The sequence below is a fragment of the Cryobacterium psychrotolerans genome (assembly GCF_900101115.1).
Taxonomy (GTDB): domain Bacteria; phylum Actinomycetota; class Actinomycetes; order Actinomycetales; family Microbacteriaceae; genus Cryobacterium; species Cryobacterium psychrotolerans.
In genome coordinates this window covers 93,555-107,893 of the sequence record NZ_FNFU01000001.1, presented here as the reverse complement: position 1 = coordinate 107,893, position 14,339 = coordinate 93,555, and the positions used below count along the sequence as shown (strand labels likewise).

Annotated in this window: 12 protein-coding genes; 8 read left to right on the top strand and 4 right to left on the bottom strand. The window is 69.9% G+C overall.

Features of this window, described 5'->3' with window-relative positions; all coding sequences use genetic code 11:
• Positions 1 to 43 precede the first annotated feature (43 nt).
• Positions 44 to 1,768, top strand: coding sequence for a BCCT family transporter (locus BLQ39_RS00450; protein ID WP_092321117.1), 1,725 nt, complete (start codon positions 44 to 46; stop codon positions 1,766 to 1,768).
• A 26-nt stretch (positions 1,769 to 1,794) separates the two neighbouring features.
• Here the strand turns inward: BLQ39_RS00450 and BLQ39_RS00445 are convergent, their stop codons facing one another.
• From BLQ39_RS00445 to BLQ39_RS00435, 3 genes are all read right to left on the bottom strand, one after another.
• A complete protein-coding gene (locus BLQ39_RS00445) occupies positions 1,795 to 2,019 on the bottom strand; it encodes an NUDIX hydrolase (protein WP_092321116.1) in 225 nt (74 codons plus the stop codon).
• A gap of 112 nt (positions 2,020 to 2,131) precedes the next feature.
• Positions 2,132 to 3,787 carry a tetratricopeptide repeat-containing diguanylate cyclase gene (locus tag BLQ39_RS00440; protein WP_135109463.1) on the bottom strand — a complete coding sequence of 552 codons (1,656 nt, stop codon included), beginning with the start codon at positions 3,785 to 3,787 and terminating at the stop codon, positions 2,132 to 2,134.
• Positions 3,784 to 5,433 carry a tetratricopeptide repeat-containing diguanylate cyclase gene (locus BLQ39_RS00435; protein ID WP_134574858.1) on the bottom strand — a complete coding sequence of 550 codons (1,650 nt, stop codon included), beginning with the start codon at positions 5,431 to 5,433 and terminating at the stop codon, positions 3,784 to 3,786. The genes BLQ39_RS00440 and BLQ39_RS00435 overlap by 4 nt, the downstream gene beginning before the upstream one ends.
• A 233-nt stretch (positions 5,434 to 5,666) precedes the next feature.
• Here BLQ39_RS00435 and BLQ39_RS00430 point away from each other — a divergent pair, with 233 nt between their 5' ends.
• Together BLQ39_RS00430 and BLQ39_RS00425 are read left to right on the top strand one after the other, a co-directional pair.
• Positions 5,667 to 5,954, top strand: a complete 288-nt coding sequence (locus tag BLQ39_RS00430; RefSeq protein ID WP_092321113.1) for a glutaredoxin family protein — start codon at positions 5,667 to 5,669, stop codon at positions 5,952 to 5,954.
• A gap of 105 nt (positions 5,955 to 6,059) precedes the next feature.
• A complete protein-coding gene (locus BLQ39_RS00425) occupies positions 6,060 to 6,386 on the top strand; it encodes a cupin domain-containing protein (RefSeq protein ID WP_092321112.1) in 327 nt (108 codons plus the stop codon).
• Between the two features lie 102 nt (positions 6,387 to 6,488).
• On the opposite strand, the gene BLQ39_RS00420 is transcribed toward BLQ39_RS00425, so the two are convergent.
• The gene (locus BLQ39_RS00420) at positions 6,489 to 8,018 is read right to left on the bottom strand and encodes an ADP-ribosylglycohydrolase family protein (protein ID WP_092321320.1); all 1,530 of its coding nucleotides are present in this window, start codon (positions 8,016 to 8,018) and stop codon (positions 6,489 to 6,491) included.
• 469 nt (positions 8,019 to 8,487) lie between these two features.
• Here BLQ39_RS00420 and BLQ39_RS00415 point away from each other — a divergent pair, with 469 nt between their 5' ends.
• The 5 genes from BLQ39_RS00415 (at position 8,488) to BLQ39_RS00395 (ending at position 14,334) form a co-directional block, all read left to right on the top strand.
• Positions 8,488 to 9,063 carry a VOC family protein gene (locus tag BLQ39_RS00415; protein ID WP_092321111.1) on the top strand — a complete coding sequence of 192 codons (576 nt, stop codon included), beginning with the start codon at positions 8,488 to 8,490 and terminating at the stop codon, positions 9,061 to 9,063.
• A 545-nt stretch (positions 9,064 to 9,608) separates the two neighbouring features.
• Positions 9,609 to 10,460, top strand: coding sequence for a hydroxypyruvate isomerase family protein (locus BLQ39_RS00410; protein WP_092321110.1), 852 nt, complete (start codon positions 9,609 to 9,611; stop codon positions 10,458 to 10,460).
• On the top strand, positions 10,457 to 11,341 hold the full coding sequence (locus BLQ39_RS00405) for a 2-hydroxy-3-oxopropionate reductase (RefSeq protein WP_241987004.1): 885 nt from the start codon (positions 10,457 to 10,459) through the stop codon (positions 11,339 to 11,341). Before BLQ39_RS00410 ends, BLQ39_RS00405 begins: the two co-directional genes overlap by 4 nt.
• Before the next feature lie 69 nt (positions 11,342 to 11,410).
• Entirely contained in the window at positions 11,411 to 13,198 is a 1,788-nt protein-coding gene (gcl, locus tag BLQ39_RS00400) for a glyoxylate carboligase (RefSeq protein WP_092321109.1), read from the top strand.
• A gap of 2 nt (positions 13,199 to 13,200) precedes the next feature.
• A complete protein-coding gene (locus BLQ39_RS00395; protein ID WP_092321108.1) occupies positions 13,201 to 14,334 on the top strand; it encodes a glycerate kinase in 1,134 nt (377 codons plus the stop codon).
• Positions 14,335 to 14,339 lie beyond the last annotated feature (5 nt).

Sequence of the window (14,339 nt, the reverse complement as noted above, 5' to 3'; positions counted from 1 at the left end):
CGCGTAGAGATCAAGGAAGAGTTTTCGTTCAGCGAGGAGCGATATGTCCAGGGTTCCATCGGGCGGCGGCATCGAGTCCGCACTCGGGGACGCGGTGAGTGAACCGCGCCGAACGGGCTGGGCCACCGTCGACAAAACGGTCTTCTTCGTTTCCGCCGGCATTATTCTGGTGATCTGCCTGCTCGGGGTGCTGTTCACCGAGACGGTGGGCGAGGTTTCGACATCCGTTCTCGGCTGGGTCACCGGCAACGTCGGTTGGCTGTTCATTCTCGCGGCGTCGGGCTTCGTCATCTTCGCCCTCGTGCTGGCGTTCGGGAGGTACGGGAGCATTCCGCTCTCCCGCGAGGGGCAGGGCACCGAGTTCTCGACGCTCTCGTGGGTGTCCATGATGTTCAGCGCCGGCATGGGGATCGGGCTGATGTTCTTCGGCGTCTACGAGCCGGTCACCCACCTGGCCACGCCGCCGCCGTTCGTCGACGCGGCGTCGAACAGTCCGGAGGCCGCCAACGCGGCGATGGCGTACACGTTCTTCCACTGGGGACTTCATCCGTGGGCGATCTACTCGGTGGTCGGCCTCGCCCTGGCCTATTCGACCTACCGAATGGGCCGCGGCAACCTCATGAGCGCCCCGTTCCAGGCCCTGTTCGGCAAGGAGCGGATCGAGGGCAAGGGCTGGGGCAAGCCGATCGACATGCTGGCGATCATTTGCACCCAGTTCGGTTCGGCGACCTCGCTCGGGCTCGGCGCACTGCAGATCGCGGCCGGCGTGTCGCTGCTGCGCACGGGGCAATTCGAGGAAGAGCCCGCGGCGGCCCTGCCGATCATCATCATCTGCGTGCTCACCGTGGGGGTCGTGCTCTCCGCGGCGAGCGGGGTTGCGAAAGGCATCAAGTGGCTGAGCAACACGAACATGGTGCTGTCTGCCGTGCTCGTTGTGTTCGTCTTCGTGGTCGGCCCGACGGTGTTCATCCTGAACCTGCTGCCGTCGTCGATCGGGGCGTACCTGACCGATATCGTTCCGATGAGTTTCCACTCCGCGGTGTTCGGCGGCGGCGACTGGCTGGCGAGCTGGACCATCTTCTACTGGGCGTGGTGGATCTCCTGGACCCCGTTCGTGGGCACCTTCATCGCCCGGATCTCCCGCGGCCGAACCATTCGCGAGTTCGTTCTCGGCGTGCTGCTGGTGCCAACGGCGGTCAGCATCCTGTGGTTCGTCGTGTTCGGCGGCATGGGCCTGGATCTGCAGCTGAACGGCACCGATATCGCCGGCACGGGCAGCGCGGCGGCCGGGTTCTTCGCGGCGTTGCAGCAGTATCCGTTCTTCATCGGCTCGGCCCTCGTGGTGATGGTACTGACGGCCGTCTTCTTCGTCAGCGGGGCGGATGCCGGCGCGCTCGTGCTCGGGACGCTGTCGAGTCGCGGCCGCAAGGAGCCGTGGAAGCCGCTCGTGATCTTCTGGGCAGTGCTCAGCGGCGCCGTCGCCGCGGTGCTGCTGTTCGTGGGCGGGCTGCCTGCCCTGCAGACGTTCACCATCCTGGCGGCGACCCCGTTCGTGCTGATCATCATCGGCCTGTGTGTGTCGCTCTACGTCGACCTGCGCCGCGACCCGTTGCGTCAGCGCACCATGGGGCCGGTGCGCACCTCCTCGGAGGCGCTCGGCACGGTCCCGTTCACGAATCCGGCCGCGGAGAGCGCCGACGTCGAGGCGCCACCGGAGGCCGCGTCCCCCCTCGACACCGAGTCCCCCCGGCATTCTGAGGGCACGTAGGCGATCGGCTCCCAGCCGACCCGACATCAATCCGACCCAGGGCGCCTACTCAGTTCGACCCAGGCGCCCGCGCCCTTCCGCGCCCAGAACGGTCCGCCCATGTGGACGAGCCAGACCTCCAGGGATCGGGCGACCGGGCCCGGAACATCGTCGGTCACGACATCCGCAGCCGCGGCATCCGCCACCGAGGCGACCGAGCCCGCGGCATCCGCGAATCGATAGAGCAGGATTCCCGCACTGTGTTTGGGCATCCGCTACCTCCGTTCGTCACCGCCGTCACGCCCAGTTTGCCCATTCCGGTCGAATTTGGCAGGCACACCAGGCAAACTCGACCGCAACCGGCAATCTCGGCGCACGGGACGGCTACGCGGGGGCCAGGCTGACGCGGTCGCGACCGGCGCGCTTGGCCTCGTAGAGGGCGGCATCCGATCGGGCGAGCCATTCCGACACGACCTCGAACGGCTTGAGCTGGGACACGCCGGCACTCACCGTGCAGGTCAGCCCGGGCGCGATGGTCTCCCACGGGTAGGTGCGCACCGAGGCGAGCAGCCGCTCGCAGACGAGCTCGGCCTGCTCGAGGCTGGTGTGCGCGAAGATGAGCAGGAACTCCTCGCCGCCCACCCGCACGGCCAGGTCGGTGTCGCGGGTGACCGCGCGCAGCAGGTTCGACATCGCGGTCAGCACCTGGTCGCCCGTGGCGTGGCCGTACTCGTCGTTGACCCGCTTGAAGTGGTCCAGGTCGATCATCGCCGCGCAGAGCGGCTTGGCGCGCTCGTCGCCCATCAGCGGCGGCAGCTCGCGGTCGAGGGCCCGCCTGTTGGGCAGGCGGGTGAGCGGGTCAGTGTGCGCCTCGTGGTCCAGCTCCTCGGCACGGATGCGTTCCATCTGCGCCTCGATCCGCGACCGCTCCGCCTCGTGGTGGGCGTGTTCGATCTCGATGGTGTTGATCAGCATCTGGGACTGCAGCCCGGCGGTCTGGATGGTCATGTCGAGCATGCGGACATCCATTTGCTCGTGATGCGCCAGCGCCTGCTCGAAACGCCCGCTCGCCTTGTGCATCTCGAACAGCGACTTGTGCAGCTCGATGATCAGGGCGGGGTTCTGTTCGGCGTCCGGGTCCGCCAGCTGGGCCTCCATCATGGTCACGGCCTCGTCGAGGTTGCCCTCGGCCCGGACGATTTCGGCCAGCTGCGCGTCGTTGCTCAGCTCCATGTACCGAGAACTCTGGGCCTGGGCGAGGCCCTTGACCAGGCCGGCCTGCTCGCGGGCCTCGACGTAGCGTTCGAGCTCGATCAGGATGCTGACCAGGTTGGTCCGCGCGATCATCTCCCAGAAGGAGTGAGCCTGCTCGTGGGCCATCTGCACGGACTCCTCCACGAGCGCCAGCGCCTCCTGCAGGGCCAGCGACGCACTCTGGCCCTGGGCGAGCTGGGCCCGGGCCACGGTCAGGCAGGCGTCGCCGAGGTTGTTCAGTCCGGCGAAGCGCGCCTCGGGGTCGTCGAGCGTGCGGGCCAGGGCGAGGGCCTGCCGGCCGAGTTCCAGCCCGTACTGGGGGTCGCCGAGCGCCTCGTGCACCATGCCGGCCCGGCTGAGCGCCCAGAACTCCAGGGTCGGGCTGTCGCAGGCCCGCGCCGCGTCGAGCGCCGACACCGCGTGGCGGAGCGCGGTCTCGTTCAGGTGCGTCTCGGTGAACGCCAGCGCCAGGATGCAGTGCAGCTTCGACTGGCGCACCAGGTCACCGCTGCCGGTGAGGAACTCCAGCGCGAGCAGGCCCTCCTTCACCGAGGCTTCGTGCTCGCCGAGGCGCAGCCGGTGCAGCGACAGCAGGTGCCGGGCGTACGCCTGCTCGGTGGGCGTGACGCCGGGCCTGAGTAGGACTTCCTCGGCCTGTTCGGCGCCTTCGCGGTGCCGGCCGTCCATGCTGGACACCTCACAGGCGTCGAGCAGTTCGTCGATGCTCGGCTTCGGGGCGAGGGCGACGGATGCCGCGGCATCCGTCATGTCCGGCTCAGGGTTCACGATGCGTCGACCTCTCCCCAGCTGACCTGGTCCCGGCCGCCGTGCTTGGCCGCGTACAGCGCGGCGTCGGCGCGCGCGAGCCAGGTCGAGACGCTTTCGGAGGGTTCGAGTTCGGCCAGGCCCGCGCTGACCGTGCAGGCCAGGCCGGGGGCCAGGGTGTCCCAGGGATAGGCGCGGACCGAGGCGAGCAGGCGTTCGCAGACCACCGCCGCGCCTTCGAGGGTGGTGTCGCCGAAGACGAGGAGGAACTCCTCGCCGCCGACCCGGACGGCCAGGTCGGTGTCGCGGGTGACGGCGCGCAGCATGGTGGCCATGACGGTCAGTACCTCGTCGCCCTTCGCGTGGCCGTGCACATCGTTGATGCGCTTGAAGTGGTCGAAGTCGATCATCGCCGCGCAGAGCGGCTTCACGCTGTCCTGGGCGTGTCCCATCATCGGCGGCAGGTGACGGTCGAGGGCGCGCCGGTTGGGCAGCCGCGTGAGCGAGTCGGTGTGCGCCTGCACGTCCATTTCCTCGGCGCGGAGGCGCTCCATCTGCACCTCGAGCTGGGACCGCTCGGCCTCGTGGTGGGCCTGTTCGATCTCGATGGTGTTGATCAGCATCTGCGACTGCAGGCCGGCGGTCTGCACGGTCGCGCGCAGGGACAGGGCGTGCAGTTGCTCGTGGTGCAGCAGCGCCTGTTCGAACCGCCCGCGTTCCTTGTGCATCTCGAACAGCGCCTTGTGCAGCCGGGCAAGGAGGGTCGGGTCGTCCTCGACGTCGTGGTTGGTCAGCTGCGAGGTCATCATCGTGGTCGCTTCTTCGAGGCGGCCCTCGGCCCTGACCACGTCGGCCAGCTGGGCGTCGATGTCGATCTCGAGGTTGCGGAATCCGTTGGCCTTCGCCAGGGCCTTGGCCAGCCAGCCCTGTTCGCGGGCCTCGTCGTGCTGCTGGAGCCCGATCAGCACGCTGACGAGGTTGGTGCGGGCGATTGTCTCGTAGAAGTAATGCCCCTGCGCCGCCGCGACGGCCACCGACTCGCGCGCGAGGACCAGCGCCTCCTCCAGGGCCGCCGTGGCATCCAGGCCCTGGGCGTGCTGGCCCCGGGCGATCTGCAGGAAGCTATCGCCGAGGTTGTTCAGCCCGACGAAGGCGGACTCGGGGTCGTCCAGTGTCTGCGCGAGGGCGAGCGCCTGCCGGCCCAGGTCAATGTCGCGCGTCCAGTCGCCCATGGCCCCGTGCACCATGGAGGAGCGGCTGAGCGCCCAGAACTCCGCGACCGGATCCCCGGATTCACGCGCCGCCGAGAGCGCCCCGAGCACGTGGTGGAGCGCCGTCTCGTGCAGGGCCGTGTCGGCGAACGCCAGCGCCAGGGTGCAGTGCACCTTCGACTGGCCCAGGAAATCGCCGCTGGCCGTGAGGTATTCCAGTGCGAGGAGGCCCTGCGCGACGGATGCTTCGAAGTCGCCCAGCCGCAGCCGGTGCAGGGACAGGAGCCGGCGGGCATGGGCCCGCTGCCGGGGCGTCACGTCCGGCCGGGTCAGGATTTCCTCGGCCTGCTCGGCGCCCTGGCGGTGCCGCCCGCCATCGTTCGACAGCTCAGACTCCGCGAGCAGATCGTCGATGGTGGGCATGGCCGCGGCGATCACCACATCCTGTGCGTTCACGGTTGAGCCCCCCGGCTGCTATCTGTACGTAGAACCTAGCAGCGGTTTTGCGGGGTCGTCGGCAACCACGCAGCCAGGCCGCACCCCCGTGCAAGGGGTGGACAGGCTGACGCGAAATCGGCTCGGGGACGGGGACTGTGGCTGCGTTCGCGGCCTCGGTGGCCCGGGAAGACCCGGATTTGTCCGGCGGCGCTCCCAGGGAAACAGTAAATGCATACACATAAGATCGATGCATGACCGATCTCGCCGCCCCCGCTGTCCCCGCTGCATCCGCCGAGCGCATCACCCTGTTCGGTGCGGAGTGGTGCGGCGACTGCCGCCGCTCGAAGCGACTGCTCGACACGCTCGGCGTCGACTACGACTACGTCGACCTCCTGGCCGTCGAGGACGGCGCAGACCGTGCCACCGCGATCAGCGGCCGCACCCAGATCCCCGTCGTCGTGTTCCCGGACGGAACCCACGTCGTGGAGCCGAGCGACGCGACCCTGCACGCGAAGCTGACGGAGCTCGGCACGATTTAGAGCCTCCTCCAGGAGGTCGCCCGCCCGGGCCGGCGGCTACCGGCTGCTCGTGCGCATGTGCTGCCGACCGGATGCGCGGCCCGGGCCGAGGGCTAACGTGAAGCCATGGAGACTCCCGCGGCACCGATCACCTTCGTTCCCGACGTTCGCGCCGGCACCACCATCGGCCCGAGCGGCCTCGGCCACTCGACCGTGCTCACCTCACCGGACGTGCGCGTGGTCGTGCTCACGTTCGACGCCGGGCACGTGATGAAGGAGCACAGGGCGCCGAAGACCCTGCTCCTGCAGGCGCTCGACGGACACCTGCGAATCACCGCCGGCGGCGAGGTCACCGAACTGGTGCCCGGGTCGCTGCTCCGGTTGGAGCCGGCACTCACGCACGAGGTCGAGGCGCTCGAGGCATCCCGGCTGATGCTCACCCTGATCGGCTAACGCGGGCTCGGCGTCACGCCGACCTTGACACTTGCGGTCGAGTTTGCCCGGCACACCCAGCCAACTCGACCGGAACGGTCAAACTCGGCGAGCATCAGCGCACTACGACAGCCGCTGCAGCGACTCCTCGCCCACCAGCGACTGCTCGCTCACCGCCGGCGTCCCCGACCCGGCGCCCTCGGCCGCGAGCAGCGCGGCGCGGAAGCTCTCGATCGGGTGCGCATGCGGGAGCACCCGCTGGATCTCGGCCAGAGCCTCGTCCGCCGGAACGCCCAGGTGGCGCACGGAGTACAGCGCGCCGACCGCGGGGGTGCGGCTGATCGCCTGCACACAGTGCAGCAGCACGGTCTTGCCCTCGGCGCGAAGCGCGGCAACGGCGTCCGCCGCGTCGGCGAGCACGAAGTCGAGATTGGGGTTGTCGCCGTCGCGGTCGACCAGCCGCACCTCGATGTGGTCCGAGCGCGGGATCGCGGCGGCCGGAGCGCCGACGCGGCAGAGCGACACGACCGCGTCGATGCCGTCGGGCAGCGCCTCGAAGCGTGCGACCCCGCCGAGCCAGACGCCGGGATCGCGCGGGTGGGCGGCGAGCGAGCTCACATCGCCGTGTGCGGAGTAGTCGACCACGGGCGCGGCCGGCCAGCTGGAGGCATCCGATCGGCCGCCCGCCACGGCCAGCGCGGCCAGGCGCACCAGTTCGCCGGACCGCTCGCCCGGCCAGCCGTGCATCACGCGGCGCCAGCGCGCCGGCACGGCGGATGCTCCCCAGCGCGCCCCGAGGAGCCCGCCGGCGATCGCCGCCACGGTGTCGGTGTCGCGTCCGCCGCGCACTGCGGTCTCCAGGGCGGCCGCGAAGTGGCCGCACGGGTACTGGTCGATGACCGGGTCCAGCTCGGGAACGGGCGTTCGGGTGATCGCAGACCAGGCGCCCTGCAGCGCCTCGACCACCCAGCCGTTGTGGTTGAAGCGGGTCGGCGAGTTCCGTTCGGCCTCGTCGAGCCGCTCGGCCCAGATGGCGGCGCGGTCGGCGGGCAGGCTGCCCAGGGCCGCGCGCACGCCGTCGAATGTGCCGTGCAGCACCGCGTGACGGATGCCGAGGCTCCAGATCACGCAGGCCTCCACGGCATCCGGATGCGTGTGGGTGAGCTGCGAGAGCGCCGTCGCGGCCTCGACCAGGGCGTCGGGGTCGTCGAGGTAGGCGAGGGCGACCGGGGCGACGCGCATGAGCGACCCGTTGCCGGACGAGCGGTGGCTGCGGGCGCTGTAGGCGACGGCGGCCTCGCGGAGGCCCGCGGCGGTGGGCGAGGACGCGCGCCGGATCACGGCGCCGATCTGGATGCCGACGTCTTTCGCGTCGTAGGCCCAGTCGGCCCAGGTCGCGGCGATCCGGTCGAGCACGGCCTCGTCGCGAAGGTCGAGGCCGGCTGCGGCGGCGCGGGCGATCGGGATGGCCATGGCCGTGTCGTCGGTCCACTCGCCCGGTTCCCAGCCGAGCTGGCCGCCGCCGAACATGCCCACCGCGATCTCGTCGGGCAGCGGCGGCTGGAACTCGTAGCGGGCGCCGAGCGCGTCCCCCGTGGCCAGGCCCAACAGAATCCCGGTCGCGCGATCGTTCTGTGCGGACGTGAGTTTCATGTCGACCTCCTTGAGGGTGTGCCAGTGCGACCGGGTCGGGTACCAGGGGGCCGTTGACACTACTCCTGCTTTTCGACACTATGCGTGCTGCGAAGAAGTTTCTCGGCCGCTTTCGGGGGTCAGCGGGGGTGTTTGGGGGGCGTGCGTGGGGGCGTGCTCGAGACGCGAGAGTGCGCGGGGCGCGAGGGCCGCACTGAGTCGCGGAAAAGGAACCTTCCCTCGCGAATTGAAGGTACTTTGTCCGCAATTCAATGTGATTGACTTCTGGGGCGTGCGCGGGGGCGCGAGGGCGAGGGCAAGGACGCAAGGGCGCGGACGCAAGGGCAAGGACGCAAGGACGCAAGAGGGCGAGGGCGGCGCTGAGTTGCGGAAAAGGAACCTTCCCGGGCGAATTGAAGGTACTTTGTCCGCATCTCAATGTGATCTGATACCCATTGTGCGTCGCGGGGGTCGTTCGTAGCCTGAACGTATGAGCAATCACAGCGACCCCAAGGACAGGGACCCGAAGAGCGCCGATCCAAAGGAGAGGGAACCGAAGGGCGCAGACCCGAGGGGCGCCGACCCGAAGGGCGCAGACCCGAGGGGCGCCGGCCCGAGGCCGCCCGTGCGCCAGCTGCGCCTGGTCGTCGAGGCGGCCGATTACGACGCCGCGGTGCGCTTCTACCGCGATGCGCTCGGCCTCACCGAGGAGGAGTCGTTCGAGGACGAGGGCGAGGGCGAGGCCCGCGGGATGGTCCTCGACGCCGGCCGGGCGACCCTGGAACTGCACAACCCGGCGCAGCGGCGGATGATCGACGGGCTTGAGACCGACGGCATTCCGAGCGGGCACATCCGGGTGGCGTTCGAGGTCGCCGACGCCGCCGAGACGACCCAGGCGCTGACGGATGCCGGCGCCGCGCTGATCGCGGCCCCGCGGGTGACCCCGTGGCAGTCGCTCAACTCCCGCCTCGAGGCTCCGGCGGGCCTCACCGTGACCCTGTTCCAGGAGCTCGCGGCGGGCGAGCGCACCCCCACCGACCTCGAGGGATCGGACTACGAGATCTGAGCCCGACGAAACCTGACCCCTGCGAAATCTGAGCCCGACGCAATCTGACCCCTGCCAAATCTGAGCCCGGCGCAATCTGACCCCTACGAGCTCTGGCCCGACGAAATCTGAGCCCAGGTCTGACCCCAACGCAATCTGGCCCCTACGAACTCTGACCCCGGCGCAATCTGAGTCCCAGGTCTGACCCCAACGCAATCTGGCCCTACGCGATCTGAGCCCTACGAAGCCCGGCCCACGAAATCTGGCCCTACGAAACCTGAGCCGCGGGCCCTGAACTGCGGGCACTGAACCGCGACCCTGAACCGCGCTGCACGCAACCCTCGAGATGGCTCCGCCGCCGACGTGGGACGAGGCCGACGAAACGGTGAATATGCGGCAACGCGTGCGCGCGATCGCGCCCCGCTGACCTGGGGAAATGGATTTCGCACCTCCATCGCTCAGCGCGTCGAAAGTTGACGCGACGCCCGGTCACGCCTACTCTTTCATAAGACAGAAGATCCCTTCCATATTGTGGAATATCCGACGATCGCAACCGAAGGACGCACATGCCGTACACCGTGAACTGCTCGATCCTCCTGACGGAACTGCCCCTGCTTGAGCGCCCGGCAGCCGCCAAAGCCGCCGGCTTCGACGCCGTGGAATTCTGGTGGCCTTTCCCCACCGCCGTGCCGAGCGACGTCGAGGTCGACGCGTTCGAGAAGGCGATCACGGATGCCGGCGTGCAGCTGAGCGGACTGAACTTCGCCGCCGGGGACATGCCTGCCGGCGACCGGGGCCTGGTGTCCTGGCCGGCCCGGTCCGACGAGTTCCGCGACAACCTCGCGGTCGTCGCCGGCATCGGCGAGCGCCTCGGCTGCAAGGCATTCAACGCCCTCTACGGCAACCGGGTCGACGGCGTCACCCCCGAGGAGCAGGACGACCTCGCCGCAGAAAACCTCTCCCTGGCCGCGCAGGCCGTGGCTCCGATCGGCGGAGTCGTGCTGCTCGAGCCGGTCAGCGGCGCGCCCCTCTACCCGCTGCTCACCGCCGACGACGTGCTGGGCGTCATCAGGACCGTCACGGCCCGCCACGGCGACACGAACATCAAACTTCTGGCCGACTTCTACCACCTGGCCGTCAACGGCGACGACGTGAACGCCGTCATCGAGCTGCACGCACGCCAGTTCGGCCACATCCAGATCGCGGATGCCCCGGGCCGCGGGGAACCCGGAACGGGCACCCTGCCCATCGACGCCTGGCTCGATCGGAGCTGGGAACTCGGCTACGAGGGCTACGTGGGGCTCGAATACAAGTCGGCGGCCGAGCATCCGTTCGCCTGGCTGGCCAGCACCCAGCCGGCCAGCACAGAATCAGCCACCACCGCACCGACCACCAGCACCGAGGAGATCACCAAATGAGCACCGTTGCCGTCATCGGCCTGGGCATCATGGGCCTGCCCATGGCCTCCAACCTGAGCAAGGCCGGCCACGACGTGATCGGCTTCAACCGCAGTCAGGGCCGGATCGACCAGCTCGTCGCCAACGGCGGCCGCGGCGCGACGAGCGTCGCCGACGCCGTCAGGGACGCCGACGTGATCATCACCATGCTGCCGGACTCCCCCGACGTCGAGAGCGTCGCCGGCGGTGACGACGGACTGATCGCCAACGCGAAGTCCGGCGCCATCTGGGTCGACGCCAGCACGATCCGCCCGGATGTCGCCATCCGGCTGGCCCAGGCGGCGAGCGCCCGCGGAATCCGCCCGGTCGACGCCCCCGTCTCGGGCGGCGAGCAGGGCGCCATCGAGGCGGCCCTCTCTATCATGGTCGGCGGTGAGGCCGCCGACGTCGAGGCCGCCCGCCCCGTGCTCGAGGCGGTCGGCAAGACGATCGTGCACGTGGGCCCGTCCGGCTCCGGCCAGACCGTGAAGGCCGCGAACCAGCTGATCGTCGCCGGCACGATCCAGCTCGTCGCCGAGGCGCTCGTGTTCCTCGAGGCGCACGAGGTCGACACCGAATCGGCCATCACCGTGCTTGCCGGCGGACTCGCCGGCAACCGCATCCTCGACCGCAAGGCGGCCGGGATGGCGGCCCGCACGTTCGAGCCGGGGTTCCGCGTCGACCTGCACCACAAGGACCTGGGCATCGTCACCGCCGCCGCCCGCGAGGCCGGCGTCGCCATCCCGCTGGGCGCCATGACCGCCCAGCTGATGGGCTCGCTCCGCGCGCAGGGCCACGGTTCGCTCGACCACTCCGCGCTGCTGCTCATCGTCGAGCAGCTGTCCGGCCGCTCGCGCGATTAACCAACAGCGCAGCTCACCACCAGCGCCAACCAACCAGCCCCGCCAGGCACCAGAACCACTAGGAGAATCATGCCCAAGATGCGAGCCGTCGATGTCGCCGTCGCCATCCTCGAGCGCGAAGGCGCCACCCAGGCCTTCGGCCTGCCCGGGGCTGCGATCAACCCCTTCTACTCGGCCATGCGCGCCCACGGCGGGATCCGCCACGTGCTCGCTCGCCACGTCGAGGGCGCCGCGCACATGGCGGAGGGGTACACCCGCACCGCACCGGACAACATCGGCGTCTGCATCGGAACCTCCGGCCCGGCCGGCACCGACATGATCACCGGGCTCTACTCGGCCTGGGCCGACTCGATCCCGATCCTCTGCATCACCGGGCAGGCGCCCGTGAACCGCCTGCACAAGGAGGACTTCCAGGCCGTCGACATTGCGGCCATCGCGGCCCCGGTCACGAAGATGGCGGTCACCGTGATGGAGGCCGGCCAGGTGCCCGGCGTCTTCCAGAAGGCGTTCTACCTGATGCGCACCGGGCGCCCCGGCCCCGTGCTGATCGACCTCCCGATCGACGTGCAGCTGACCGAGATAGAGTTCGACATCGACACCTACCAGCCGCTCGAGGCGCCCAAGCCCGTCGCCTCCCGCGCCCAGCTGGCCAGGGCGCTGGACATGCTCGCCGCCGCAGAGCGCCCGCTGATCGTCGCTGGCGGCGGCATCATCAACGCGGATGCCTCGGCCGAGCTCGTCGAGCTCGCCGAGCTGCTGAACATCCCGGTGATCCCCACCCTGATGGGCTGGGGCGCCATCCCGGATGACCACCGGCTGATGGCCGGCATGGCCGGGCTGCAGACCTCGCACCGCTACGGCAACGCGACGATGCTCGAATCCGACTTCGTGATCGGCATCGGAAACCGCTGGGCCAACCGCCACACCGGCGGCCTCGACACGTACACGCAGGGCCGCACGTTCATCCACATCGACATCGAGCCGACCCAGATCGGGCGGGTCTTCTCCCCCGACTTCGGCATCGTCTCCGACGCCCGCGCCGCCCTGGCCGGGCTGCTCGAACTCGCCCGGGAGCGGAAGGCCGCCGGCCTCCTGCCGGACTGGGAAAGCTGGGTGGAGAGCTGCGCCGTGCGCAAGGCCACCCTGCAGCGCAAGACCCACTTCGACGACGTGCCGATGAAGCCCCAGCGCGTCTACGAGGAGATGAACAAGGCCTTCGGCCCGGACACCCGCTACGTGTCCACGATCGGGCTGTCCCAGATTGCCGGCGCGCAGTTCCTGCACGTGTACCGCCCGCGCCACTGGATCAACGCCGGCCAGGCCGGCCCGCTGGGCTGGACCATGCCGGCGGCGCTCGGCGTGGCCGTGGCCGATCCGGAGGCCACCGTCGTCGCGCTCTCGGGCGACTACGACTTCCAGTTCATGATCGAAGAGCTCGCCGTCGGCGCCCAGTTCAAGATCCCGTACATCCACGTCGTCGTGAACAACTCCTACCTGGGCCTGATCCGGCAGGCGCAGCGCGGGTTCAACATGGACTACGAGGTCTCCCTCGCCTTCGACAACGTCAATTCCCCCGAGCTGGAGGGCTACGGCGTCGACCACCTCAAGGTCGCTGAGGGCCTCGGCTGCAAGGCGATCCGGGTGCGCGAGGCCGGCGACATGCAGGGCGCCTTCGAGGAGGCGCGCGACCTCATGCTCGAGTTCAACGTGCCGGTCGTGGTGGAGGTCATCCTGGAGAAGGTCACCAACATCGCCATGGGCGCCGCGAACATCGACGCGGTCACCGAGTTCGAAGAGCTGGCGACGTGCGAGGCGGATGCTCCCACCTCGATCTCCCTGATGTCGCTGATGGCCTAGGCATGCGCATCGTTGTCGCTCCCGATAAGTTCCGGGGCTCGCTGAGCGCACCGGATGTCGTCGCCTTCCTCGAGGCCGGCCTGCGCTCGGTCGACCCGGGTCTCGTAATCGACCGGGCGCCGGTGGCGGACGGCGGCGAGGGAACCCTCGACGCCGCCGTCGGTTCCGGCTTCACCCGCCAGGTCGTCACCGTGACCGGGCCGACCGGACTGCCCCTGCAGGCGGCCTTCGCCGTGCGCGGCGAGGAGGCCGTGATCGAGATGGCCACGGCATCCGGGCTCGCCGCCCTGCCGGACGGTGTTCCGGATGCCCTCCGCGCGACCAGCCGCGGCACCGGCGAACTCATCGCCGCAGCCCTGGCCCAGGGCTGCACCCACATCATCCTCGGCATCGGCGGCAGCGCCGGAACCGACGGCGGGGCCGGCCTGCTCTCCGGCCTCGGCGCCCGGCTGCTCGACGAGGCCGGGGCCGTTCTGCCCGACGGCGGCGGCGCCCTGGCTCGCCTGGCGAAGGTCGACCTGTCCGGCCTCGACCCGCGCCTCGCCTCCGCGCGGATCACGCTCGCCAGCGACGTGGACAATCCCCTGCTCGGCGCGACGGGCGCCGCTGCCGTCTTCGCACCCCAGAAGGGCGCCGGGCCGGCCGACGTCGAGCTGCTGGAGTCGGCCCTGATGAACTACTCGCGCGTGCTGGCCGCCGAAATCGGCGCTGTCGCCCTGACCGCCACCGAGGCGCCCGGCTCCGGTGCCGCCGGCGGCGTCGGCTACGCCGTGCTGGCCGTGCTGGGCGGGGAACGCCGCGCGGGCATCGACGTTGTACTCGAGTTCACCGGCATGCAGACGCGCGTAGCCGGGGCGACCCTGGTGATCACCGGCGAGGGATGCCTCGACCACCAGAGCCTCGGCGGCAAGGCCCCCGTCGGCGTGGCCCAGGCCGCGGCCCGGGCGGGCGTTCCCACCATCGCCGTCTGCGGTCAGTCCACGCTCACGCCGGAAGAACTCATCGACGCGGGGTTCGACCGCACCTATGCGCTCACCGATCTGGAACCGGACACGGATCGGTGCATGAGCGAACCCGGCCCCCTACTCACCCGCATCGGCGCGCTCATCGCCACGAGGCTCGGCGACGACCGCTAGCTCAC